Source organism: Streptomyces sp. JLBT605 (assembly GCF_058215555.1).
Window position 1 is genome coordinate 4,843,664 of record NZ_CM177087.1, and the last position, 24,379, is coordinate 4,868,042.

The 24,379-nt window shown below is 73.5% G+C and carries 21 protein-coding genes and 3 tRNA genes; 15 read left to right on the top strand and 9 right to left on the bottom strand.

The features are described 5' to 3' along the window. Positions 1-158: 158 nt before the first annotated feature. The 3 genes from AC4BDD_RS21070 (at position 159) to AC4BDD_RS21080 (ending at position 4,952) form a co-directional block, all read left to right on the top strand. On the top strand, positions 159-1,421 hold the full coding sequence (locus AC4BDD_RS21070) for an NAD(P)/FAD-dependent oxidoreductase (RefSeq protein ID WP_490687009.1): 1,263 nt from the start codon (positions 159-161) through the stop codon (positions 1,419-1,421). Between the two features lie 139 nt (positions 1,422-1,560). Beyond that, complete coding sequence (gene dnaG, locus AC4BDD_RS21075) at positions 1,561-3,492, top strand: DNA primase (RefSeq protein ID WP_490687010.1); 1,932 nt, start codon at positions 1,561-1,563, stop codon at positions 3,490-3,492. 152 nt (positions 3,493-3,644) lie between these two features. Further along, positions 3,645-4,952, top strand: coding sequence for an RNA polymerase sigma factor (locus AC4BDD_RS21080; RefSeq protein WP_490687011.1), 1,308 nt, complete (start codon positions 3,645-3,647; stop codon positions 4,950-4,952). 68 nt (positions 4,953-5,020) lie between these two features. Here the strand turns inward: AC4BDD_RS21080 and AC4BDD_RS21085 are convergent, their stop codons facing one another. From AC4BDD_RS21085 to AC4BDD_RS21095, 3 genes are all read right to left on the bottom strand, one after another. Then, positions 5,021-5,842 carry a pentapeptide repeat-containing protein gene (locus tag AC4BDD_RS21085; RefSeq protein WP_490691872.1) on the bottom strand — a complete coding sequence of 274 codons (822 nt, stop codon included), beginning with the start codon at positions 5,840-5,842 and terminating at the stop codon, positions 5,021-5,023. A 468-nt stretch (positions 5,843-6,310) separates the two neighbouring features. Beyond that, complete coding sequence (locus tag AC4BDD_RS21090) at positions 6,311-7,753, bottom strand: FGGY family carbohydrate kinase (protein ID WP_490687012.1); 1,443 nt, start codon at positions 7,751-7,753, stop codon at positions 6,311-6,313. A gap of 115 nt (positions 7,754-7,868) precedes the next feature. After that, on the bottom strand, positions 7,869-8,156 hold the full coding sequence (locus tag AC4BDD_RS21095; protein WP_490687013.1) for a YtxH domain-containing protein: 288 nt from the start codon (positions 8,154-8,156) through the stop codon (positions 7,869-7,871). Positions 8,157-8,401: 245 nt separating this feature from the next. Between AC4BDD_RS21095 and AC4BDD_RS21100 the strand changes: the two genes are divergently transcribed. The 4 genes from AC4BDD_RS21100 (at position 8,402) to AC4BDD_RS21115 (ending at position 10,189) form a co-directional block, all read left to right on the top strand. Next, positions 8,402-8,474, top strand: a tRNA-Asn gene (locus AC4BDD_RS21100). 5 nt (positions 8,475-8,479) lie between these two features. Further along, positions 8,480-8,552, top strand: a tRNA-Asn gene (locus AC4BDD_RS21105). Between the two features lie 177 nt (positions 8,553-8,729). Continuing rightward, positions 8,730-8,806 (top strand) — tRNA-Ile (locus AC4BDD_RS21110). A 231-nt stretch (positions 8,807-9,037) separates the two neighbouring features. Further along, positions 9,038-10,189 carry a glycine amidinotransferase gene (locus tag AC4BDD_RS21115; RefSeq protein WP_490687014.1) on the top strand — a complete coding sequence of 384 codons (1,152 nt, stop codon included), beginning with the start codon at positions 9,038-9,040 and terminating at the stop codon, positions 10,187-10,189. On the opposite strand, the gene AC4BDD_RS21120 is transcribed toward AC4BDD_RS21115, so the two are convergent. Then, a complete protein-coding gene (locus AC4BDD_RS21120; protein ID WP_490687015.1) occupies positions 10,177-13,413 on the bottom strand; it encodes an AfsR/SARP family transcriptional regulator in 3,237 nt (1,078 codons plus the stop codon). The genes AC4BDD_RS21115 and AC4BDD_RS21120 overlap by 13 nt on opposite strands. 190 nt (positions 13,414-13,603) lie before the next feature. Between AC4BDD_RS21120 and AC4BDD_RS21125 the strand changes: the two genes are divergently transcribed. After that, a complete protein-coding gene (locus AC4BDD_RS21125) occupies positions 13,604-14,422 on the top strand; it encodes an NAD(P)-dependent oxidoreductase (RefSeq protein ID WP_490691873.1) in 819 nt (272 codons plus the stop codon). Here the strand turns inward: AC4BDD_RS21125 and AC4BDD_RS21130 are convergent. Next, entirely contained in the window at positions 14,419-14,676 is a 258-nt protein-coding gene (locus AC4BDD_RS21130; RefSeq protein WP_490687016.1) for a hypothetical protein, read from the bottom strand. The genes AC4BDD_RS21125 and AC4BDD_RS21130 overlap by 4 nt on opposite strands. 232 nt (positions 14,677-14,908) lie before the next feature. On the opposite strand from AC4BDD_RS21130, the gene AC4BDD_RS21135 reads away from it, so the two are divergent. The 4 genes from AC4BDD_RS21135 (at position 14,909) to AC4BDD_RS21150 (ending at position 19,139) form a co-directional block, all read left to right on the top strand. Further along, the gene (locus AC4BDD_RS21135) at positions 14,909-15,436 is read left to right on the top strand and encodes a calcium-binding protein (protein WP_490687017.1); all 528 of its coding nucleotides are present in this window, start codon (positions 14,909-14,911) and stop codon (positions 15,434-15,436) included. A 199-nt stretch (positions 15,437-15,635) separates the two neighbouring features. Next, a complete protein-coding gene (locus AC4BDD_RS21140; protein WP_490687018.1) occupies positions 15,636-16,031 on the top strand; it encodes a TOBE domain-containing protein in 396 nt (131 codons plus the stop codon). A gap of 28 nt (positions 16,032-16,059) precedes the next feature. Beyond that, a complete protein-coding gene (gene modA, locus AC4BDD_RS21145) occupies positions 16,060-16,869 on the top strand; it encodes a molybdate ABC transporter substrate-binding protein (protein ID WP_490687019.1) in 810 nt (269 codons plus the stop codon). A 128-nt stretch (positions 16,870-16,997) separates the two neighbouring features. After that, positions 16,998-19,139, top strand: coding sequence for an ABC transporter permease (locus AC4BDD_RS21150; protein ID WP_490687020.1), 2,142 nt, complete (start codon positions 16,998-17,000; stop codon positions 19,137-19,139). Positions 19,140-19,317: 178 nt separating this feature from the next. Here the strand turns inward: AC4BDD_RS21150 and AC4BDD_RS21155 are convergent, their stop codons facing one another. Next, positions 19,318-19,644 carry a chaplin gene (locus AC4BDD_RS21155; RefSeq protein ID WP_490687021.1) on the bottom strand — a complete coding sequence of 109 codons (327 nt, stop codon included), beginning with the start codon at positions 19,642-19,644 and terminating at the stop codon, positions 19,318-19,320. 254 nt (positions 19,645-19,898) lie between these two features. Here AC4BDD_RS21155 and AC4BDD_RS21160 point away from each other — a divergent pair, with 254 nt between their 5' ends. The 3 genes from AC4BDD_RS21160 (at position 19,899) to AC4BDD_RS21170 (ending at position 22,403) form a co-directional block, all read left to right on the top strand. Continuing rightward, complete coding sequence (locus tag AC4BDD_RS21160; protein WP_490687022.1) at positions 19,899-21,329, top strand: S8 family peptidase; 1,431 nt, start codon at positions 19,899-19,901, stop codon at positions 21,327-21,329. A 105-nt stretch (positions 21,330-21,434) separates the two neighbouring features. Continuing rightward, complete coding sequence (gene trxA, locus AC4BDD_RS21165) at positions 21,435-21,815, top strand: thioredoxin (protein WP_490687023.1); 381 nt, start codon at positions 21,435-21,437, stop codon at positions 21,813-21,815. A 162-nt stretch (positions 21,816-21,977) separates the two neighbouring features. Next, the gene (locus AC4BDD_RS21170; RefSeq protein ID WP_490687024.1) at positions 21,978-22,403 is read left to right on the top strand and encodes an OsmC family protein; all 426 of its coding nucleotides are present in this window, start codon (positions 21,978-21,980) and stop codon (positions 22,401-22,403) included. On the opposite strand, the gene AC4BDD_RS21175 is transcribed toward AC4BDD_RS21170, so the two are convergent. Genes AC4BDD_RS21175 through AC4BDD_RS21185 form a run of 3 tightly spaced genes read right to left on the bottom strand, consistent with a single transcriptional unit; the run spans position 22,384 to position 24,379 of the window. Further along, positions 22,384-23,022: a hypothetical protein gene (locus tag AC4BDD_RS21175; RefSeq protein WP_490687025.1), complete on the bottom strand. Its 639-nt coding sequence runs from the start codon at positions 23,020-23,022 to the stop codon at positions 22,384-22,386. The two genes, AC4BDD_RS21170 and AC4BDD_RS21175, sit on opposite strands and share 20 nt — an antisense overlap. Next, positions 23,019-23,255, bottom strand: a complete 237-nt coding sequence (locus AC4BDD_RS21180; RefSeq protein ID WP_490687026.1) for a Trm112 family protein — start codon at positions 23,253-23,255, stop codon at positions 23,019-23,021. Before AC4BDD_RS21180 ends, AC4BDD_RS21175 begins: the two co-directional genes overlap by 4 nt. After that, positions 23,252-24,379: a hypothetical protein gene (locus AC4BDD_RS21185; RefSeq protein ID WP_490687027.1), complete on the bottom strand. Its 1,128-nt coding sequence runs from the start codon at positions 24,377-24,379 to the stop codon at positions 23,252-23,254. The genes AC4BDD_RS21180 and AC4BDD_RS21185 overlap by 4 nt, the downstream gene beginning before the upstream one ends.

Here is a 24,379-nt window from a genome sequence, read left to right on the forward strand (position 1 = left end):
CTCACCTTGGGACCAGCCGGTCCCCGGGGGCGGCCCGATCGGCCGATCCCCCGGGGACCGGCCGGAACCGCCTGGGATCAGCGCCAGTCCAAGGACCAGTGACCAGTGACCAACAGGCAGCCGGACGCGGACAGCGGCCGGCGGCAAGGAGGCAGCAAGTGGTCGACGCAGACCAGACATTCGTCATCGTCGGAGGCGGCCTGGCGGGAGCGAAAGCCGCCGAGACCCTCCGTGCGGAGGGCTTCACCGGACGGGTGATCCTCATCAGTGACGAGCGCGACCACCCCTACGAGCGGCCCCCGCTGTCCAAGGGCTTCCTGACCGGAAAGGAGGAGCGCGACAGCGTCTTCGTCCACGAACCCGCCTGGTACGCGCAGGCCGACATCGAACTCCACCTCGGCCAGACCGCGGTCCGCCTCGACCGCGCCGCCAAGACCGTCGCCCTCGGCGACGGCACCCGGATCCACTACGACCGGCTGCTGCTGGCCACCGGCGCCGAGCCGCGCCGCCTCGACATCCCCGGCACCGACCTGGCCGGCGTCCATCACCTGCGCCGCCTCGCGCACGCCGAGCGGCTGCGCGGCGTACTGACCTCCCTGGGCCGCGACAACGGCCAGCTGGTGATCGCCGGAGCCGGCTGGATCGGCCTGGAGGTGGCCGCCGCCGCCCGCGGCTACGGCGCCGAGGTGACCATCGTCGAGCCCGCGCCCACCCCGCTGCACACCGTCCTCGGCCCCGAGCTCGGCACCCTCTTCGCCGACCTCCACCGCGACCACGGCGTCCGCTTCCACTTCGGCGCCCGGCTCACCGAGATCACCGGGCAGGACGGCATGGTCCTGGCCGCCCGCACCTCCGACGGCGAGGAGCACCCGGCGCACGGCGTGCTCGCCGCGATCGGCGCCGCTCCGCGCACCGCCCTCGCCGAGGCCGCCGGACTCGACGTCGTGGACCGCCGGCACGGCGGCGGCATCGCGGTGGACGCCTCGCTGCGCACCAGCGATCCGGACATCTTCGCGGCCGGGGACGCCGCGGCCGCCGACCACCCGCTGCTGGACGTGCGGCTCCGCGTCGAGCACTGGGCCAACGCCCTCAACGGCGGGCCCGCCGCCGCCCGCGCCATGCTCGGGCAGGAGGTCAGCTACGACCGGGTGCCCTACTTCTTCTCCGACCAGTACGACGTCGGCATGGAGTACTCCGGATACGCCCCGCCCGGCGCCTACGACCAGGTGGTCTGCCGCGGCGACGTCGGCAAGCGCGAGTTCATCGCCTTCTGGCTGCGCGAGGGCCGGCTGCTGGCCGGGATGAACGTCAACGTCTGGGACGTCACCGACCCCATCCAGCAGCTCATCCGCTCCGGCAACCGGCTCGACCCCGACGCGCTCGCCAACCCCTCGGTGCCGCTGACCTCGCTGATCGCCTGACCTGACCCCCCGACCCGGCCGTCTGACCTGACCCCCGACCTGGCCGCCGGGGATGCCCGCCCGGCTCGGCCGGACGGCCTGATCGGCTTGATCGCACCAGGCCGCCGGGGATGCCCGCGGACCACCGTAGACTTCACACGTGGCAGGCAGGATCAACGATGACGACGTGCGGGCGGTCCGGGACGCGGTCCCGATCGACGCGGTCGTATCCGACTACCTCCAGCTCCGCAACGCCGGCGGCGGCAATCTGAAGGGCCTGTGCCCCTTCCACGACGAGAAGTCCCCGTCCTTCCAGGTCAGCCCCAGCAAGGGGCTGTTCTACTGCTTCGGCTGCCAGGAAGGCGGGGACACCGTCGACTTCGTGATGAAGATCGACCACCTCTCCTTCAGCGAGACCATCGAGCGGCTCGCCGCCCAGGCCGGCATCACCCTGCGCTACGAGCAGGGCAGCGCCACCCCCGGCCGCCAGCAGGGCGAGCGCACCCGCTTCGTCGAGGCGCACAAGGCCGCCGCCGCGTTCTACGTCGAGCAGCTCGACAGCCCCGAGGCCGAGATCGGGCGCCGCTTCCTCGCCGAGCGCGGCTTCGACCAGGCCGCCGCCCAGCACTTCGGCGTCGGATACAGCCCCGCCGGCTGGGACCACCTCGTCCGCCACCTGCGCGGCCGCGGCTTCACCGACAAGGAGCTGATCGTCTCCGGCCTCGCCCAGGAGAGCCGCCGCAACCCGATCGACCGCTTCCGCGGCCGTCTGATGTGGCCCATCCGCGACATCACCGGCGAGGTCGTCGGCTTCGGCGCCCGCAAGCTGCGCGACGACGACAACGGTCCCAAGTACCTCAACACCCCCGAGACCCCGCTCTACAAGAAGTCGCACGTTCTCTACGGCATCGACCTGGCCAAGAAGGAGATCGCCCGGACCAGCCGGGCGGTCGTCGTCGAGGGATACACCGACGTCATGGCCTGCCACCTGGCCGGCGTCACCACCGCCATCGCCACCTGCGGCACCGCCTTCGGCGGCGACCACATCAAGATCCTTCGCCGGCTGCTGATGGACAACTCCGGCGCCGAGGTCGTCTTCACCTTCGACGGCGACGCCGCCGGGCAGAAGGCCGCCCTGCGCGCCTTCGAGGACGACCAGAAGTTCGCCGCCGAGACCTCCATCGCCATCACCCCGGGCGGCATGGACCCCTGCGAGCTGCGCCTGGCGCGCGGCGACGAGGCGGTGCAGTCCCTGGTGGAGGCCCGCACCCCGCTCTTCGCCTTCGCCATCCGGCACGTCGTCGGCCGGCACAACCTCGACACCGCCGAGGGGCGCGCCGCCGCGCTCGACGAGGCCGCGCCGATCGTCGCCAACATCAAGAACAGCTCCATCCAGCACGAGTACGCCGTCACGCTCGCCGGGATGCTGGGCATCCTCGACACCCAGTTCGTGGTCCGGCGCGTCGGCCAGCTCGCCCGCTGGGCGCGCGAGCGCGGTGCCGCCGGGAACGGCGGACCCGGGCCCGGCCAGCGCGGCCGGGGCCGGCACAGCGGCGCACCGCAAGCGCAGGCCGAGCCCGCCGGCCCGCCCGTGCCGCGCGGCCCCGCCCTCAACCTCCGCAGCCCCGCCCTGCTGCGCGAGCGGGAGCTGCTCAAGCTCGCCCTCCAGCGGCCCGAGCTGGTCTCCCCGGCCTTCGACGCCTACGGCGAGGACGAATTCACCGCCGCGCCGTACGCGGCCGTGCGACGCGCCATCCGGGACGCGGGCGGGGTGGGTTACGCCGACGCGGAGTATCTGGCCCGGGTCCGCGAGGCCGCGCCCGACGACACCGTCCGCGCCATGGTCACCGAGCTGGCCGTCGAGCCGCTGCACACCCGGCGGGACCGCGACCCGGACGAGGCGTACGCCGGCGAGCACCTGGTCGCGGTGCGGCTGGCCGCCGTCAACCAGCGGGTCACCGAGGCCCGCGGCGCCCTCCAGCGCCTCGGCCAGCACGGCGACCCCGAGCGGCTCGCCGCCGTGCAGAACGAACTCTGGGTGCTCCAGCAGTACGGCCAGGCCCTCCGCGGCCGAGGTGCCGCCGCCCTCTGAGCAACCCCGGCCCGGTCCGCGGCGACGCTTGGCCGGGTCGGGCCCGCGGCGGCTCAGCACCGGCGAGTAACCGGCCAGTCACCGCCCGCATAACAAAAAGTACTCGCATGCCCCTCGTGGCCGGGCTGTGTCGTACCCCACACTGGGGGACGGTGCCTGAGTCCTCGGAGCGCGGCGGTGTCGGCCCGGTCGGCCCCAGATCCCCCGCAGATCCGCTCACCTTGTACGGGACGGACGGCGGCTCGGCCGCCTCAGCCGTTCCCGAATGTCCTGCCGCCTCAGCAGCGATCATTCTGGAGGTCGCCCACGTGCAGACCCAGATCCGGACCCGCAGCCCCATCGCCGCCGTCGCCGAAGCCGTTCCCGGCGTTCCGCAGCAGGCCCTGGCCCCGCTCCACCCCGAGGCGGTCTCCGAGCCGGCCTCCGAGGCGGACTCCGAGCCGGTCTCCGAGGAGGTTTCCGAGCCGGCCGGCCCGCCCGAGCCGCTCGAGCCGATCGGGCCGGTGGAGCCCGATCCGCCTGAGCCCGCTGTGCGCGTGGACACCAGCGGCCCCTCCGCCGACCTGTTCCGCCAGTATCTGCGCGAGATAGGCCGCATACCGCTGCTGTCCGCCGCCGACGAGGTCGAACTGGCCCGGCGTGTCGAAGCCGGACTCTTCGCCGAGGAGAAGCTCGGCTCCAGCCCGCACCTGGACGACGGACTCGCCCTCGATCTCGACAGGTTGGTGGTCCTGGGCCGTATGGCCAAGCGGCGGCTGATCGAGGCGAACCTGCGGTTGGTGGTCTCCGTCGCCAAGCGGTACGTCGGCCGCGGCCTGACCATGCTCGACCTGGTGCAGGAAGGCAATCTCGGCCTGATCCGGGCCGTGGAGAAGTTCGACTACGCCCGCGGCTACAAGTTCTCCACGTACGCGACCTGGTGGATACGCCAGGCCATGTCGCGGGCGCTGGCCGACCAGGCCCGGACGATCCGGGTCCCGGTCCATGTCGTCGAACTCATCAACCGCGTCGTCCGCGTCCAGCGCCGCATGCTCCAGGAACGCGGCAGTGAGCCGACCGCCGAAGAGGTCGCCGTCCACCTCGACCTGACCCCGGAGCGGGTCACCGAGGTGCTGCGGCTGGCCCAGGAGCCGGTGTCGCTGCACGCCCCGGTGGGCGAGGAGGACGATGTCGCGCTCGGCGATCTCATCGAGGACGGCGACGCCACCTCACCCGTGGAGTCCGCCGCGTTCCTGCTGCTCAGGCAGCATCTGGACGCCGTGCTCTCCACCCTGGGGGAGCGTGAACGCAAGGTGGTGCAGCTCCGGTACGGGTTGGCGGACGGCCGTCCGCGCACCCTGGAGGAGATCGGCCGGATCTTCGGCGTCACCCGGGAACGCATCCGGCAGATCGAGTCCAAGACCCTCAGCAAGCTGCGCGACCACGCCTTCGCCGACCAGCTCCGCGGCTACCTGGACTAGCCCCACCGGGCTCCCGGCGACCCGCTCGGCTTCCCACCGGCCTCCCGGACTCCCGGACTCCCGGCCTCTCAGCCGCGACCGGCGGCCGGCTCCGCGGAGTGCCAGTGGGTGGGATGGGTGAGTGCCGGGGGCAGCTTGGTGGTGGCGTCCCCCTTCGCGGCGTTGAGCTGCGCCTGGGTGAGGAAGATGCTTCCGGTGAGGTCGGCGCCGCGCAGGTCCGCGTCCCGCAGGTCCGCGCCGATCAGATCGGCCGACCGCAGGTCCGCGCGGTGGAGGTCGGCCGCGATCAGGCAGGCCCCGCGCAGACTCGCACCCCGCAGGTCGGCGCCGGCCAGGCGGGCTCCGAGAAGGTCGGCGCCCCGGTGGTTCTTCTTGCGGCCCGGGACACCGGCCCGCACCAGCTCGCTGGCGCGCAGCAGCAGGGCGTTGACCTCCTCCCGGAGCGCCGCCACATCGAGCCCGGCGAGCGATTCGGCGCTGCCCCGGGTGAGGCGGTCGGTCTTCTCCAGCGCGCGGCGGAGGTCGCCGTGGACGGAGCGGGCCGGCCGCAGGGTCAGCGCCTCGGCCAGATACCAGAGCAGCTCGTGGAGTTGCCGCATCACGGGGAAGACGTCGAACATCTGCCGCGCGGTGCCGGGGGCCTGCCGCCAGTCCCGCCCCGCGAAGGTGAGCTGGGAGACCTTCTGCCCCGCGCCGAAGCAGTCGAAGACAGTGCAGCCGGAGAAGCCCCGCTCGCGCAGACGGCTGTGGATGCCGCAGCGGAAATCCGTCCGCAGGTTGCCGCAGGGCTGCCCGGCGGCCTTGTTGACCGCGAAGTCCGACGACGCGGCGAAGGGCAGCGCCACGCAGCACAGCCCGAAGCAGCTCGCGCAGTCGGAGCGCAGCCCCAGATCGTCCGGCCCGAAGTCCCGCTGCCCGTCGCGGCCGCCGCTCCGGCCGTCCTGACCGCCGCCCTGGCCGCTGGAAGCCCCGCGCCCCCGCGAACGCCCACCGCCCCCGTCCACGCGGCCCCCGCGATCCCCGGCCTTCTCCGCGCGGTTGCCGCGATCCCGGGCCTTCTCGGCACGGGCAGCGCGCGGACTGGTGCCGCCGGTGCGGGCCGCACCTGACCCGGCCTTCTCCGCGCGAGTCGCTCGGGTCCCTGCCCCCTCCGGGCGGGTGTCCCGGTCCCGGGCCTTCTCGGACCGGGCCGCGCGGGCACCGGCGTCGCCGGATGGGGCTGGGCGCTTGTGGGCCACGGTGCGTGATCTCCTGCCGCGGGGACGAGCACCGCGAGTCCGCCGTGCTCCGTGTGCTGGACGAATACCCATTGTCCACGACGGCCCGCGCGATGGGCGCTCCACGCGGTGGGCGGCGATCTACGCGGGCGACCCCGCCTGGAACGCCCCCGGGTGTGTCTGCTCGCGCACCGCGATGTACTGCTGGCGCACCGCCTGCCCGACCGGCAGTTCCTCGCCCGCCTCGAAGACCTGGCTGGCCGCCGGCGGCCAGGCCGGCGGCTGCTGCGGCGAGAGCGTGCCCTGCGCGACGCCCAGCGCCCACGCCGCCTGCCGGGCCGCGCCCAGCGCGGCGTACTCCGCCGGCTGCGGAACCACGACCTGCGCGCCCAGCAGCGCCGGGGCGATCGCCCGGACCGCCGGGAGGTCCGCCGAGGGGCCGAGCAGGAAGATCCGCCGCACCTCCACGCCGCGCCCGCGCAGCACGTCCAGCGCGTCCGCCAGACCGCACAGCATGCCCTCGAACGCGGCCCGGGCCAGGTGCTCCGGCTTCATGCTCTCCCGGCGCAGACCGGTCAACGTGCCCGCGGTGTGCGGCAGATGGGGCGTCCGCTCACCTTCCAGATACGGCAGGAAGACCAGGCCCGACGCGCCGGGCGTGGACTTCAGCGCCAGCGCCGACAGCTCTTCGAGATCGCAGCCGAGCATCTCGGCGGTGCCGCGCAGCACGCGCACCGCGTTGAGTGTGTGGACCACGGGCAGGTGCATGCCGGTGGCGTCCGCGTACGAGGTGATGGTGCCGGTCGGGTCGTCCAGCGCCTCGTGGTGCACCGAGAAGACCGAGCCGGAGGCGCCCAGCGACACCACGGCGTCGCCGATCCCGACCCCCAGGCCGAAGGCCGCCGCCATGGTCTCCCCGGTGCCGGCCGAGATCAGCAGCCCCTCCGGGGTGTGGCCGGCCGGCTCGCAGGGGCCGATGACGTCGGGCAGCCGCACCTGGTGGCCGAGTGCCAGCTCGACCAGGTCGGGGCGGTAGGAGCCGGTCGCCGCCGACCAGTAGCCGGTGCCGGACGCCGCGCCCCGGTCGGTGGTACGCCGCGCGGGGCGGCCCAGCAGCTGCCAGACCAGCCAGTCGTGCGGCTGGAGCAGCTCGGCCACCCGGCGTGCCGACTCCGGCTCGTGCCGCGCCAGCCAGCGCAGTTTCGCCACGGCCAGCCCGGCGTGCGGCACCGAGCCCACGGCCTGGGACCACGCGGTGCGCCCGCCGAGCGTGTCGATCAGATCGGCCGCGGACGCCTGGGCGCGCCGGTCGTTGCCGGTCAGCGCGGGACGCACCAGCACCCCGCCCGCGTCCAGGGTCAGCAGGCCCTGCGGCTGCGCGGAGACCCCGATGGCCTGCACACCCTCCAGCAGTCCGCCCTCGGCGGCGTCACCGAGCGAGAGCAGCCACGCCTGCGGATCCACGTCGTTGCCGGTCGCCGGATGCGGCGCGTACCCCTGCTTGAGTACGGCGCCCGTGTCGGTGTCGCAGACGACGATGCGTGTGCTCTCGGACGAACTGTCCAATCCGGCGACTATCCCCATAGCCCCCGATGATGCCCTATTCGGCGCCCCGGTGCCGCGCCGACGACATGCGCCGGAAACGGCACCGGGACGGGACGACGGACCGGGGCCGTCATCGGCCGGATTCCGACCCTGCTCAGGTGTTCGAGGTACCCCAGTCGTCTCCTTCCGGGCCGCGCTGCTCGCGCAGCGAGCGGACCCGGTCGGAGACGGACTCGGGCAGCCGTTCCTCGACCCGGTCGAACGCCTTGGCGGCGGCCTTGCGGCCGCTCAGCGCGGCCGCTTCGGCGGTGTTGCGCACCGCGGGGTTCTGGGCGACCCGCTGCATGCTCTTGCGCAGCTGCTCGTACCGCTCGCGTCCGGCGCGTGCACCGAGCACGTACCCGACAGCCACTCCGGTGATGAACGTCAGCCGGTAGCGCATCGCTCTGCCTGCCCTTCCCGTAGACCATGCCTTGGACCACGCCTGGGATGCACGCCTCGTGCACCGCCGGGACTGTGCTGCCGCCTACCCCGCGGGGGTCTCGCTCACCCGCCGGATGACCCGCAGGTCACGGCCGGGCATACCGATTGGCGGAGCACCCCCCTGCTTGCGCTAATGTATGTGTCGCAGCGAGCGCGCGCCGTCCGGGGCAACCGGAGGTGGCGCGATCGAGGCACACGGAGCAATCCCCTGTAGCTCAATTGGCAGAGCAGCCGGCTGTTAACCGGCAGGTTACTGGTTCGAGTCCAGTCGGGGGAGCTCGGTCCCCTGTAGCTCAATTGGCAGAGCAGCCGGCTGTTAACCGGCAGGTTACTGGTTCGAGTCCAGTCGGGGGAGCAGCAGCCAGAGGAGGACCCCGTTGGGGTCCTTTTTCGTTTCGGACGGAACCGAACCGCGATGATCGAAGTCCTGTAGATGTGCATGGCAGATCACTGCGGCCCACCGGGGCAACAGATCGTATGAGCGGCTATGCTGCGGCAGACGGCGCGTACAGATGTGCGCGACGCGCCGTACGGGGCGGTAGCTCAGCCGGTTAGAGCAGCGGACTCATAATCCGTCGGTCGTGGGTTCGAGTCCCACCCGCCCCACCACAGGCAGTACCGAACTGACCTGCGGAAGCGGGTCCGGCGAGGGTTCCCTCGCTGGGCCCGTTCCCTCTTTTGCTCTCATGGCCGAGACCGCGCCCGAGTGCCCTCCCGGGGAGCTGTTCCCCGCCTGGCCGCCTTCACCCTTCCGGGGTTCTCCCCGAGGCGCCTGCCCTACTTGCCTGACACGCTCGGATACGTGTCACGCAGGTCGCCTTCCGCAGGGAGCCAGCACGCATGCGCCTCCACAGCCACGACGACTTCACCCCGCTGAAGGAGATCATCGTCGGGTCCGCCGCCCACTACCTGGGCCACGAGCGGGACCTGTCGTTCGAGTTGTTCCACTACCGGGAACTGACCGGTTTCCGCTCGGACTGGGCCTACCCCCGTCTCGCTCAGGCCGGCGCCGGTGCCCGCGGGGAGAGCTGGGTGGTCAAGAAGCGGTATGCCGAGGAGCTGCACGAGGACGTCGAGGCCCTGGCCGCCACCCTCGCCTCCCTCGGGGTGACCGTGCACCGGCCGCTGCCACTGCCGCCCGACGCGGCCCGCATCGCGGGTCTGGGCTGGGAGGCCGCGCCCACCCCGGCCCTGAACATCCGCGACAACACGCTGATCCTCGGGGACGAGATCATCGAGATGCCGCCGGCGGTCCGCTCCCGCTACCTGGAGACCCGTCTGCTGACTCCGGTCTTCCGCTCCTACTTCGAGGCCGGCGCGAAGTGGACGACGATGCCGCGCCCCACTCTCACCGACGTGAGCTTCGACCTGGGTTACGCGCGGGACACCGCGGCCACGCCGGGCGGGCCGGCCGAGGCGATCGACGACCCGCGGCCGAGCCCGTACGACGTCGGGTACGAGATGATGCTCGACGGCGCGCAGGTGCTGCGGCTGGGGCGCGACCTGGTCGTCAACGTCGCCCAGGACAACCACGAACAGGGCGTGCGCTGGCTGGAGCGGCACCTCCAGGGCCGCTACCGCGTCCACCGGGTGTGGCGGATGGCGGACAACCACATCGACACGAAGGTGCTCGCCCTCAGGCCGGGGGTCTTCCTCGCCCGGCACGACGGCATCCGCGACCTGATGCCCGAGACTCTGCGCTCCTGGCGGTACATCGTGCCGCCGGAGCCCGACCCGGCTGCCTTCCCCGTCTACGACGACTACGAAGACCTGCTGCTGACCGGCCTCCACATCGACCTCAACGTCCTGTCGGTCGACGAGAACACGGTGCTGGTCAACGAAGAGTGCGCCGGCCTGATCAAGACCCTGGAGGGCGAGAACTTCACCGTGGTGCCCGTCCGGCACCGGCACCGGCGGCTGTTCGGCGGCGGCTTGCACTGCTTCACCCTGGACACGCACCGGGACGGCGGCCTGGAGGACTACCTGTCGTGACCGGCCCCGCCGGCCACGACCTCATCGGCCCGGGACGGTGGCTGTGCGAGGGCCGTCCCCAGCGGGAGGCTCGCGGCTCCCTGCGCGAAGGCCTGGTCGAAGCCTTCCGGGGTCAGGGCGGCCCGGACGGCCTGGGCGACGCGGTCGACGTCGCCGCGTTCGGCGGCGGGCAGCGGGGTGTGGACCGTGTCGCGGGCCGCGGCGGCCGCGCCGAGCAGTCGGGCGGCGTGCGCGTGGGCACCCGCGAGGGCCTCGGCCCCGGCGAGGCCCTCGAAGGCGAGGGCGAGCGCGCGCGGGTCGCCGGTGCGGCCGGCGTGGTCCAGCCCTTCCCTGTGCAGCTTCCGGGCGGTCTCGGCGTCTCCCCGCTGCTCGGCGATGAAGCCGAGCTCGGCCAGGATGAACGCCACCCCGTGGTCGCCTTCCCAGCGGCGGCACCAGTCGAGCCAGGCGCGAAGGTGGGCCTCGGCGTCGTCCAGCCGCCCCTGGCGCCGCGCCACCAGCCCCAGGCCGACCTCGGCGAACTCCTCGCCGCGCTGGTAGGCGTGCGACGCGGCCAGCCGCCTGGCGCGTTCGTGCAGCTCCCGGGCGCGGTCCAGGTCGCCGGTGAGCACGGCGGTGCGGCCGAGTCGCGCCAGCATCCTCGAGGCGTCATTCCACAGTTCGAGGTCGTGGGCGAGCCGATGGCCTTCCTCGCGCAGGCGCCTGGCCGCCCCGTAGTCGCCGGTCATCTCGGCGAGGTCGCCGAGGACGTAGGCGGCGTGCAACCGCCCCCATCCGTCGCCGAGTTCCTCGAAGAGCGCTTTGGCCTGCCGGGCGTCCGCGCGGGCCTGGTCCAGGCTGCCCTGGTAGAGGCGGCCTTCGGCACGGACGGCCAGCGCCGCGGCCGCGCCCCAGCGGTCGCCCAGGGCGTGGAAGCCGGCGTGCGCCCGGTCGGCGAGGTCCAGGGTCACGGTCTGGTCGCCGAAGCCGGTCCTGCCCAGGGCGATGAACCACCGTGCGCGGGCCTGCCCGGCCGGGTCCTCGATGGCGTCGTACAGCCGCAGAGCGGCCTGGCTGTCGGTCTCGCGGGTATCGAGCAGGAGCAGTGACATGCCGGCCCGCCAGGCCCGGGCGGCCGCCTTCCGCTCGGGTGCGCCGCCGGCCGAGAGGGCGAGGTCGAAGGAGCGCCGCGCCTCGGCGAACCGGCCGCGCAGGAACCAGAACCACGCCAGGGCGTTGACCAGCCGCAGCGCCGCGTCGGCCGAGCCGCCGCGCACGGCGTGGTCCAGGGCGGCGCGCACGTTGGCGGCCTCGGCCTCCAGCCGCTCCAGCCACAGCCGCTGTCCGGGGCCCCGGAGCCGGGCGTCGGCGTGCTCGGCGAAGTCGACGTAATAGGTGAGGTGGGCCTCGCGCGTGCGCCGGTCGTCGCCCGCCTCGGCCAGTCGCTCCGCACCGTAGGCCGCCACCGACTCCAACAACCGGTAGCGGCCGTGTGCCTGGATGACCAGGGACCGGTCGACCAGCCGCCCGAGCAGGTCGAGGACGTCGTCGCGGCGCACCTGCCCGCCGGCGCACACCGCCTCGGCGGCCTGGAGCGTGCAGCCGTCGGCGCACACCGACAGGCGGCGCAGCACGATCTGTTCCGGCTCGCCGAGCAGGCCCCAGCTCCAGTCGATGGTGGCGCGCAGGGTGCGCTGCCGGGTCGGGGCGGCGCGCAGGGTCGCGGTGAGCACCCGGAAGCGGTCGTCGAGCCGGGCGGCGAGGTCGGCCACGGGCATGACGCGCAGCCGGGCGGCGGCCATCTCCAGCGCGAGCGGGATGCCGTCCAGGCGACGGCAGATGGTGGCGACCGCCTCCGCGTTGTGCGGCCCGAGGCGGAAGTCGGGGGCGGCGGCGGTGGCGCGGGCGGCGAACAGCCGCACCGCGCTCGCCCGCTCCAGCCGGTCCGGGTCCGGCCCGCCCGGCCCGGGCAGGTCCAAGGGCGCCACGGGCCAGAGGCGTTCGCCGACGACCGCGAGCGGCTCCTGACTGGTGGCCAGCACCCGCAGCTTCGGTGCCGCCCGCAGCAGCCCCGCGGTCAGCTCGGCGACCGGCTCGATCACATGCTCGCAGTTGTCCAGCACCAGCAGCAGGCCCCGGCCCGCGAGGGCGTCGGCGAGCTGGCCAGGCAGGGGGCGTGCGGGGGCGCGCAGGTCGTCCCGCAGACCGAGCACCGCGGCGAGGGCCTCGTGCACCTCGGCGGCGGTACGCGCGGTGGCGAGCTCCACCAGCCAGGCGCCGTCGGGGAGGTCCCCGGCCCGGCGGGCGGCCGCTTCCAGCGCGAGCCGCGTCTTGCCGACCCCGCCGGCCCCGGTCAGCGTCACCAGCCGCTCGGACGCCAGCAGCGCGTCGATCCGCCGCACCTCCTCGGCGCGGCCGATCAGCTCCGTCAGCGGAGCGGGCAGGTTGCCGCCCGGCCGGGCCCCGGGCTCGGGGGCGGGTGCGGCGGGGGTGAGGGAGGCGTCCTGCCGAAGAATCGCCTCGTGCAGCCCGGCCAGCTCACGGCCGGGATCGAGCCCGAGGTCGTCGCGCAGCCGGTCGCGCAACTCGCCCAGGCTCGCCAGCGCCTCGTCCTGCCGGCCCGCGCGGTACAGGGCGCGGACATGCGCGGACCGCAGCCGCTCGCGCAGCGGATGCGCGGCGACGAGCTCGCCCAACTCGCCCGCGAGCAGCGCGTGTTCGCCGAGATCGAGCCGTGCCTCGGCGAGCTCCTCCCAGGCGGCCAGCCGCTGCTCCTCCAGCCGCCGTGCTTCAGCGCGTACGAACCCCTCGTCGGCGTGGTCGGCGAACGCCACCGGGCCCCGCCACAGCCCGGCGGCCTCGCGGAGCAGGCGGGCCCTGGCGCGCGGGTCGCCGGTGACCTGCTGCGCGCGGCGCAGCAGCGCCTCGAAGTGTCCGGCGTCGACCGCGTCGTCGTCCACCCGCAGCAGGTACCCCGGCCGCCGGGACTCGATGAGGTCGCGGCCGCCCGGCTCGGCGTCCTCCAGGGTGCGCCGCAGCAGCGAGACCTTGGAGCGCAGGGTGCGGACGTCGTTCGCCGGGGGCGCGTCGCCCCACAGCGCGTCGATGAGCCGGTCGACCGAGACCGCCTGGCCCCGGTGCACCAGCAGCGCGGTCAGCAGGGTGCGGATCCGGGTCTCGCGCACCCGGACGGGCTGCCCGTCCGACGTCCGCACCTCGAGGGGGCCCAGCACTCCGAATCGCACCCGGTCACGTTACCCACTTTCCTGACCGCAACCTTTCCGGAGACCGACCGGAACCCCGCTCGCGCACAGTCATGCCATGACCAACGCACCGAAGAACGACGCACCGAAGAACGACGCACCGAAGAACGACGCGCTGAACGACAACGAGCTGAACGACAACGCGCCCGTCACCGTCATCGGCCTGGGCCTGATGGGCCAGGCCCTCGCCGCGGCCTTCCTCAACGCGGGCCACCCGACGACCGTGTGGAACCGCACGCCCGGCAAGGCGGAGCAACTGGTCGCCCGGGGAGCGGTGCTCGCGCCGTCCGTGGCCGAGGCCCTGGAGGCGAGCCCCCTGGTCGTCGTCTGCCTCAGCGACGCGGCCGCGGTACGCGAGGCGCTCGGTCCGCACCGGGACCGGCTCGCCGGCCGGACCCTGGTCAACCTGACCTCCGGGACCTCCGAGGAGGCCCGCGAGTTGGCGACGTGGACCGAGGACTACCTGGACGGCGCGATCATGGCGATCCCCGAGGTGATCGGCCGACCGGAGGCGTTCTTGCTGTTCAGCGGGGCGCCGGCAGCCTTCGGGAAGCACCGCGAAAGCCTCAACCGGCTCGGCAGCGCGACCTTCTTCGGAGAGGACGCCGGTCTCGCGTCGCTGTACGACGTGGCGCTGCTCGGTGTCATGTGGGGCGCGCTCAACGCGTTCCTGCACGGGGCCGCGCTGCTGGGCGCGGCCAAGGTCGACGCGGCCACCTTCGCACCGTTCGCCAACCAGTGGCTCACCAGCGTGACCGGGTTCATCAGCGCCTACGCCGACCAGATCGACCGCGGCGCCTACCCGGCCGAGGACGCCACCTTGGAGACCCACCTGGCCACCATCAAGTACCTGGTGCGGGAGAGCGCGTCCGCGGGCGTCGACACCGACTGGCCGGCCCGCATCCAGTCCCTGACCGAGCGCGCCATCGCCGCGGGCCACGCCGGGACCGGCTACGCCAGCCTCATCGAGGTCTTCCGCGGTCGGGCCTAAGCCGCCTCCTGGCCGTGGACTCGCTGGTCCAGCGCGTCGCCGGCCACGCCGATCGCCAGGCCGAGGACGACCATGGCGGCGTAGCCGGCGATCTCGTGTCCGCCGGGGATGAGGAAGCGGACGAAGCCCATGAAGTGGAGCCAGCCGAGCCATTCGTGCAGGAGGCCACTGCCACCGCCGAGGACGAGAACGAAGCAGATCAGGCCCGTCAGTGACGCGAGAGGGGACCGGGACGTGCGGGTGGTCGAGGTCATGGCTCGACGGTAGGCGGGCGGCACTTCGGGGCGGATCGGGCGTGGGGCTGCCGGCGGCTGACCAAAGTCGGCCGTCGGCGGCCCCGGAGTCGTACTTAAGTAGCCGGCTTGAGCAGCCGGCTAGCAGCCGGCATCGAAACCCGGACGGCGTAGCTGAGGGGGCGTCGGGCGCGCGGGCATGGGAGGACTGGACCGAGGGGGTGTCTGCACGGACGAGAGAGAGGCTTAATCGATGCGCTGCATTCTCGCGGCTGGCGCGGTTCTCGCGCTGATGACCGGAGCCGGAGCCGCCTACGCGGCCATGGACGGGACGAGCGCGACGGCGGCGAAGGTGAGACAGGAGGACGCCGGCCCGTCCGCCGTCGATCCGGCCGCGCTGTGCTCCGGCCGGCAAGCGACGATCACCGGAACCGCCGGGAACGACCGCATCAACGGCACCCCGGGACCGGACGTCATCGTCACCGGTGACGGGGACGACGTCGTCAACGGCCAGGGCGGCGACGACCGCATCTGCGGTGGGGCCGGCGCGGACGACCTCTCCGGAGGGCAGGGGAAGGACCGGATCGACGGCGGCGCCGACAACGACTCCCTGTGGGGCACCGAGGGCGAAGACGAGCTGCGGGGCGGCGACGGCAACGACAGCCTGTTCGGCGGCCCGGAGAACGACAACCTCGACGGCGGCCCCGGCGACAACTTCAACAACGGCGGTCCGGGAACGGACGTCTGCGCCAACCCGAGCAAGGGATGGGAGTGCCCCTGACGCTCCCGGCCTCCATCCCGGCGAACCGGCGGCACCCGTGTGGATGCGGGTGCCGCCGCCGTGCGTCCGGGAGGCCGAGCGCGCCGCCCGGGAGCGGACTCGCACCCCTTTGGAGGTTTCTCTGAGCGGCATGGCAATTGCCATGAAGATCGCGGCTCAGGCTTGTAGATGCGGGGATCCAGCTCCTATCGTGCCGCTTATGCAGCAGTACACCATCGGCCAGGCGGCGCGCCTGCTGGGCGTCAGCCCGGACACCGCCCGCCGCTGGGCGGATGCCGGAAAGGTCGCCACCCATCGCGACGAGTCCGGCCGCCGCCTGATCGACGGCCGGGACCTGGCCGCCTTCTCCGTGGAGCTGGCGCAGTCCGGTGCGAGCGGCGACGACATGCCGTACACCTCGGTCCGCAACGCCTTCCCCGGCATCGTGACGGCGATCAAGCTCGGTGACGTGGCGGCGCAGGTGGAGATCCAGGCCGGGCCGCACCGGCTGGTCTCGCTGCTCACCCGGGAGGCGGTCGAAGAGCTCGGCCTCGAGGTCGGCATGCAGGCCACCGCCCGCGTGAAGTCCACCAGCGTGCACATCGACCGTGCCTGAGCCCAGGGCCTGACAGGAGACATCCTTTATGTCCCGCATCCTCCCCGGACGCCGCGCCGCGACCGCGATACTCACCGCCGCGCTCCTCCTCCCGTTCGCCGCCGCCTGCGGGAGCGACGACGGAGGGGACGGAAAGAAGGACAAGGGGGCCAAGGAGGGCGGCTCCGGCTCGGAGGTCGAGCTCACCGTGCTCGCCGCCACCTCGCTCACCGATGTCTTCGAGACCGCGGGCAAGGCGTACGAGGACAAGCACCCGGGCACCAGGGTGACGTTCTCCTTCGCCGGCTCCCAGGAGCTCGCCGCCCAGGTCAGGCAGGGCGTCCCGGCCGACGCGCTGGTCACCGCGGACACCGTGACCATGGACGGGCTGAAGTCCGACACCGGCAAGGCGACCGTCATCGCCAAGAACCGCCTGGTCATCGCCACCGGCGAGGGCAACCCCAGGAAGGTGGACCAACTGGCGGACCTCGGCGACAGCAAGCTGAAGGTGGTCCTCGCCGCGCCCGAGGTCCCGGTCGGCCGGTACAGCAGGAAGGTGCTCGACGCCCAGGACGTCACGGTGAAGCCGGTCTCGGAGGAGCCCAACGTGCGGGCCGTGCTGACCAAGGTCGAGATGGGCGAGGCCGACGCCGGGCTGGTGTACGCCACCGACGCGGGCGCCGCGCCGGACAAGGTCGACGCCGTGAAGATCCCCGACGACCAGAACGCCATCGCCTCCTACCCGGCCGCCACCTTGAAGGAATCGCGGCACGCGGAGGCCGCGGCGGAGTTCGTGAGGTGGCTCGGCGGGGCCCAGGCGCAGCGGATCCTGCGCGAGGCGGGCTTCCAGCAGCCGTAGGCACGCCCGGGGGCCCGCAGGGGCGGTGTCTGTCCGGACCGGGGGGTCGGACAGGCACCGCCGCTGCCGTCGTCCGCCCGGCACGGCCGCCGCGGACGCAGAACCACCAGGAACCGAGGTACGAACCGATGAACCGCATCCGCAGCCGCGCCGGCGTCCCGCGCCCGCGCACCCCGGTCGTCCTCGCCCTGCCTGCGCTGCTCGCCATCGCCTTCCTGCTGCTGCCCCTGATCGGCATCCTGTCCCGGACCTCGTGGGGAGAGCTCGGTGACCACCTGAGCCGCCCCGCGGTGACCGAGGCGCTCCGCCTCTCCCTGGTCGTGTCGTTCTGGGCGCTCGGCCTCTCCCTGCTGCTGGGCGTGCCGCTCGCCTGGCTGCTGGCCCGGGTCCGCTTCCCCGGCAAGGCGCTGGTCCGCTCGCTGGTGCTGCTGCCCATGGTGCTGCCGCCCACCGTGGGCGGCGTCGCGCTGCTGCTCGGCTTCGGCCGGCGCGGGCTGCTGGGGCCCTGGCTGGAGGACACCTTCGGCATCACCCTGCCGTTCCACACCTCCGGCGCGGTGGTGGCGGCGACCTTCGTCGCCATGCCGTTCCTGGTGATCAGCCTGGAGGGCACCCTTGCCGGGCTCCGGCCCAGCTACGAGGAGACCGCGGCCTCGCTGGGCGCCGGGCCGGTGCGGGTGTTCTTCACCGTCACACTGCCCATGGTGGCCCCCGGCCTGATCGCGGGCGCCGCGCTGACCTGGGCCCGCGCGCTGGGCGAGTTCGGCGCCACGATCACCTTCGCGGGCAACCTCCCCGGCACCACCCAGACCCTCCCGCTCCAGGTCTACCTGCTGCTCCAGCAGGAGCCGGAGGCCGCCACCTCGGTGTCGTTGCTGCTGCTGGCCATCGCCACGGTGGTGCTCGTCGCGCTGCGCGGACGCTTCATGGGGGCGGCGAAACAGGGCACCGGCAGGCGCGCGGACCGCGGGCGCGCGCTGCCCGCACCCTCGCCCGGCGGGGGCGCCGCCCAGTGGGAGTTGTTGCCAGGGGAGCGCTCCTCGCCGGAGCCGTTTGCGGAAGGGCCCTCCCCGCAGGAGCCGTTGCCGGAGGAGCTCCCCTCGCGGGAGCCGCTTCCGGGGGAGCCGTCCCAGGAGGCCGGGGTGGCGTCCGCCGCCGGGTCCGCCGCCGGGTCCGGTGCCGGGGCCGGTGCCGGGCCTGAGGCCAGGCTCGATGCGGGGCCCGCGCCGTCCGGCCGCTGGGCCCTGCATGCCGAGGTCACCGGATTCACCCGGCTCGACCTGGACGCCGAGCCCGGCACCACGATCGCCGTCGTCGGCCCCAATGGCGCGGGCAAGACCACGCTGCTGCGCGCCCTGCTCGGCCTCACCGACCGGGCGCGGGCCGGGCTCCGGCTCGGCGACATCCACGTCACCGGGGTGCCGCCGCACCGGCGCGGCGTCGCCTGGGTGCCGCAGGACGGGGCGCTCTTCCCGCACCTGAACGCCCTCGGCAACACCGCGTACGGGCTGCGTGCCCACGGCGTACCGCGCGCCGAGGCCCGCCGCCGTGCCCAGCAGTGGCTGGACCGCCTCGGGGTGGGCCACCTCGCCCACCGCAAGCCCGGCCAGCTCTCCGGCGGCCAGGCGCAGCGCGTGGCGCTGGCCCGCGCCCTCGCCACCCGGCCCCGGCTGTTGCTGCTCGACGAGCCGCTGGCCGCCCTCGACCAGACCACCCGCGCCCGGGTCCGGCACACCCTCCGGAGCCACCTGGGGGGATTCGGCGGAGTCTGTCTGATCGTCACGCACGACCCGGTGGACGCGGTCTCGCTCGCCGACCGGATCCTCGTCCTGGACGACGGCCGCGCGGTGCAGGACGCGCCGCCCGCCGAGGTCACCCGGCATCCCCGCTCGCCGTGGGTCGCCCGGATGCTGGGCCGTAACGCCTGGTCCGGCACGGCGACGGCCGACGGGCTGGAACTCGCCCGCGGCGGCCGGCTGGTGGCCGCCGACCCGCTGCCCGCGGGAACCGCGGGGCTGGCGATCATCGCGCCGGAGGCGGTCTCGCTGCACCGCGACCGCCCCACCGGCAGCCCGCGCAACAACTGGCCCGGCACCGTCCGCGAACTGACCGCCCTGGGCGGCCGGATGCGGGTGGTGGTCGGCTTCGCGGACGTTCCCGATCTGGTCGGCGAGATCACGCCGGGAGCCGCGGCCGAGCTGGACCTCGCCGACGGCGCGGCGGTCTGGGTCAGCGTGAAGGCCACCGAGGTCACCCTGGTGGCCACCTGAGACCTCGCGGCGACCCGAGGACCGGTGCCGTCCGGGACCCACCTCAGAGGAACGGCGAAGTCAGCCTTGAGGAACGGCGAAGCGGCCGACCCACCGGTGGCGGGACGGCCGCTTCGAGGAGCTTTGAGGAGGGTCTGCGGAACCTGAGGACCTAAAGCACTGGAGGGGGAGAGGGGCGTCAGCGGTTGACGCAGACGTTCCCGAAGGCCCAGTTCAGCGCCGCGATGCCGTCGACGGTGTTACCGCACACGTTGATCGGGACGTGGATCGGAACCTGGATGAGGTTGCCGCTGATGGCGCCGGGCGACCTCACGGCCGCGCCCTTGGCGGTGGCGCCGTGGCCGTGACCGTGGCCGTGGCCGTGACGGTGGCTCTGGCTCTGCGAGGTCTTGGGCTTTGCGCGGTGACCCTTGACGCCGTCCGTGGCAGCCGCGCCGCCCGCCGCACCGAGCACGGTGACACCCGCGGTGGCGGTCAGGACAACGGCTTTCGAGAGTCGCTTCACGAGCTCTCCCCTTCATTCGTTTCAGTGGTAGATGCGGTCGTGTGGTGAACGACCGGAGTCCGAATCAGATGCGGAAATGACACCCGTATGGCCCCATGTCCGATGCTGTCGCGGTTGTCCGGAGAACGCGGCCCGGCGGAGCGGGTTGCCCGGGCGCGGCCGGATGGCCTAACAGCTCATGCCGCCGTCCGTGTTCATCGATAGAGAGGAATCGCTGGGACCGTCTCAGCGCCTCATCCGCGAAGGAACGCGTCATGCGCATCTCCTGGCCCCTGGCGGCCACGACCGCCCTGATAGCCGCCGTTCCCCTGGCGGCCGCCACCTCGCTCGCAGCGGCTTCCCCACCGCCCGCCCCGGGCGCCGCCCGTCCCAGTCCCGCACCACTGAATCAGGTGAAAGGCGCGATCCCCGGGCAGTACATCGTCACCCTCGCCGCCGGAGCCAGTCCGACCAGCGTGGCCGGCAAGGCCGGCATCAAGCCGCTGTTCACATACAACCGGGCCCATCTGGGCTTCGCGGCCAAGCTGAGCCCGGCGCAGCTGGACATGGTCCGCAACCAGCCGGGCGTGGAGGCGGTGGAACAGGACGCGACCGTCAACGTCTCGCCGGTCGGCGACAGCATCAGCACCTCCTGGCGTGACACCGGCGCGGCCGCCGACCCCGACCCCGGCAAGAAGCCCGGCAGAAAGCCCGACAGAAAGCCCGGCAAGAAGCCGGACAAGAAGCCCGACCGGCCGGAGAAGCCGGCCCAGCCGGAGAAGCCCGCTCAGCCGGAGAAACCGGCCCAGCCGGAGAAGCCCGCCCTGCCGGAGAAGCCCGACAGGAAGCCGGGCACCAAGCCGGATGACCAGAAGGGGAAGATCCCGTGGGGCCTGACCCGGATCAACAACCATGATCCCGGCGGCATCGGATACTCCGTCGAGGCGACCGGCGCCAAGGTCAACGCGTACATCATCGACAGCGGCATCGAGCTGAAGCACCCGGACTTCCGCGGACGGGCCGCGAGCGGCATCAGCTACATCGACGACGGCCGAGGCGCGGGCGACTGCGCCGGCCACGGCACGCATGTCGCCGGCACCGTCGGCGGCACCCAGTCCGGCGTCGCCAAGCGGGTCCGGCTGGTGTCGGTACGGGTCTTCGACTGCACCGGCGTGACCAGCAACTCCACCGTCATCGCCGCCATCAACTGGGTCGCCGACCACGCCAGGAAGCCCGCCGTGGCCAACCTCTCGATGGGCGGCCCGTACTCGGGCGCGGTCAACCGGGCCATCGAGGGCCTCGCCGACTCCGGGGTGTTCCCGGTCGCCGCCGCGGGCAACGAGGACGCGCAGGCCTGCACCGTGTCCCCGGCCGGTTCGCGCGGCGCGTTCACCGTCGGCGCCGTCGACCGGCACGACCGCAAGGCCGCGTTCAGCAACTACGGCCACTGCGTGGAGATCAACGCCCCTGGCGTGGGCATCCGCTCGGCCTACCTGAACGGCACCTTCCGTGAGCTCAGCGGAACCTCCATGGCCGCTCCGCACGTCACCGGCGTCGCCGCCCTCTACAAGGACGCCAACGGCGACGTGAGCTTCGCGACCCTGTCGGCCTGGCTCCTGGAGAAGGCCACCACCGGCATCGACACCACCCGCAAGGGTTCCCCCAGCGGCACGCCGCCGCTGCTCGTCCACACCGGCGGTCTGTGAGTGGCTCGCGCGCGACGCCGGCTGCCTGAGGAATACTGCCCGGCCACGGTCGGTTGACGTGGCCGGGCAGCCGACCGACCCGACCGGGAAGCAGGGAAGCCAGGCATGAGCACCGTTGAACTCACCACGGACAACTTCGACGAGATCGTCTCGGGCAGCGATTTCGTGCTGATCGACTTCTGGGCGTCCTGGTGCGGACCATGCCGGAAGTTCGGGCCCGTCTTCGAGAAGTCGTCGGAGCGTCACCAGGACCTGGTCTTCGCCAAGGTCGACACCGAGGCGCAGCCCGAGCTCGCCGCCGCCTTCGAGATCAGCTCCATCCCCACCCTGATGATCGTCCGGCAGAACATCGCGGTGTACGCCCAGCCCGGCGCCCTGCCCGAGCAGGCCCTGGAGGACGTGATCGGGCAGGCCCGCGCGCTCGACATGGAGCAGGTGCGCGCCTCGGTCGCCGAGGCCGATGCCCGCAAGCGCGACAGCCGGTGAACCGCCGGGCGGCATAGGCTCGTCGTCGATGTCGATCTCCGGGCGGGTCGCGCCCCATCGCGCGGCCGGCGCCCGGATGATCGACACACCGCACCACCGGACCCGGGGCGGCACGCGCTGCCCGGGCCCACCGCCGTACGTCATCCACAGGAGGCATCGAGCATGGCAACGACGCGCACCGCGCACACCGTCTGGACCGGCAACCTGACCGAGGGGCAGGGCACCGTCAGCTTCGACTCGTCCGGCATCGGGTCCCAGGCGGTCTCCTGGCCGTCCCGCGCCGAGCAGGCGAACGGCAAGACCAGCCCGGAGGAGCTGATCGGGGCGGCGCACTCCAGCTGCTTCTCGATGGCGCTCTCGCACGCCCTCAGCCAGGCCGGCACGCCCCCGACCCAGCTGCGCACCCAGGCGGACGTCACCTTCCAGCCCGGCACCGGGATCACCGGCGTCCACCTGACGGTGGAGGGTCAGGTGCCCGGCCTGGACGAGGACGGCTTCCGCGCCGCCGCCGAGGACGCCAAGAAGAACTGCCCGGTCAGCCAGGCACTCACCGGCACCGAGATCACCCTCACCGCGAAGCTGGCCTGATCTCTCCCGCGTCCACCCGCTGGAGCAGCCCCCAGGTGAACTCCGCCACGCAGGAGCGGAGTTCACCGGCCGCCGCGGCCGCCGGATCGGCCGGCGCGGCGAAGGCAAGCCGCCAGCGGGTGGGCGCGGTGCCCTCCATCGGCCGCACCGGTGCGAAGGCGCGCGCCACCTCGTCCACGGTGCAGGACCAGGGCGTCAGATCCGCCAGCGTGCGCGGCTCGGGCCCGCCGGCGCCCGGGGCGCGCACCAGCCACTCGTTCCACACCCCGCCGCCCGGAGCGAGCAGCACCTCGAAGCGCAGATCCGGCCACAGGTCCACCCGCCAGCACAGCGCCTGGCAGGTCAGATCGCCGATGCGGCGGCTCCCGGTGCTCTCCGGCGGCCCCAGCACCGAGCGGTAGCGGGCGGCCGCGCCGCGGCGCCGGGGCGAACGCTGCATGGCCTGCCAGCGCTTGTTCGCCTCGCGCATCTCGGCGCGGCTGTAGCCCAGTTCGCGCAGCGCGTCCTCGACCAGCTCCGGATGGAAGTCGGCCATTCTGCGCAGCAGTACGAGGATGAAGGGGAAGGGCGCGTCGGCGTCCGGGGCCGGCGGGCCGGCCGCGTCGGTCGTGGGAGTCATGGCTCCCATCGTGACGCAGCGGCCGCGGCGGAGTGCCGCGCCAGCAGCCGGAGGTGTTCCTCCGCGCCGACCTGTTCGCCCGAGGAGGGCAGCAGCTGCGGAATGCCGTCGAGGATCGGGTAGCGCAGCCGCAGCCGCGGGTTGTACAGCGCCTCGTCCGGGTGCAGCAGGGCGAGGGGGCCCTTGTCGAGCGGGCAGGCCAGGATCTTCAGCAGCGGGTCATCGGGTTTCATGGCGTACTTCCTCCGGTACGTCGGGCGGTACCTCGGGCGGCCGGGTGCCGCCGGGGGAGTCCGGCGGCGGCCCGTGGCTTCGGAACGGTCCCGGGGCCGGTGCCGCCGTGCGGCTTGCGGGCGGCAGCCGCCGGGTCGGTGCCGCCGTGCGGCTTGGCGGTGGCGGTCAGGGTGCGCGGGGCCGGGTCCGGTTCCGCGGCGGCGGATCGGGCCCCGGCCGCGGGCTCGGGGTCATGGCGGGGCAGCGTGAGCAGCACGGTCACCGCCAGCGCCGTGCCGCCCAGCCGCAGGACGAGGTGCAGCGGCTCGTGCGGCAGCGGCTCGCCGAAGACCACCGTGCCGCAGGCCACCGTGAACACGCAGGTGATCATCGTGCAGACCGGCACGATCAGCGAGGCCCGGCAGCGCTGCAGCGCGGTCTGCGACAGCACCAGCCCACCGGCGCCGGTGAACAGCAGCAGATACGGGTACGGGGTCTGGGCCAGCCGGGCCGCCGCCGCGCCCAGGCCGGGGATCCCTCCGGACGGAGACCGGGGGAGGGTCGCCAGCACCCCCGACACCCCCTTGATGGCCAGCGAACTCACCCCGTACAGCAGTCCGATGGCCACGCCGTACGCCAGGCCGCTGGTCGGCAGCCGGTGCCGCCGCCGGGCCCGCCGCTCCGCCGCGGCGTACAGCCACACCCCCGCGGCCAGCGCGGGCGCGCACACCGCGAGCAGCACACCGGCGGGCGCGGAGTGGCTGATCGACTCGCCGCCGCGCAGCGAGGCGACGACCATCACCAGCGCACCCAGGATCAGCACGATCCCGCGCCGCTCGCGCCCGCTGGTCCGCTCGCCCAGCACGGCGGAGGAGAGCATCAGCAGCAGCACGAGCCCGGAGACGAACAGGCCCTGCGCGGCGGCGATCGGCAGGGTGCGGTAGACCAGCAGCTGGGCGCCGAAGCCCAGCGCGAGGGCGAGCGCGCCGCCGAGCCACAGCGGGCTGCCGAGCACCAGCCGCACCAGCCGGGCGGGGCTGGTGACGCTCAGCGGCGGCAGCCCGGACAGGGCGCGCTTCTCCAGGACGAAGCCGGTGCTGTAGAGGACGTTGGCCAGCAGCGCGCCCACCACACCCCACAGCAC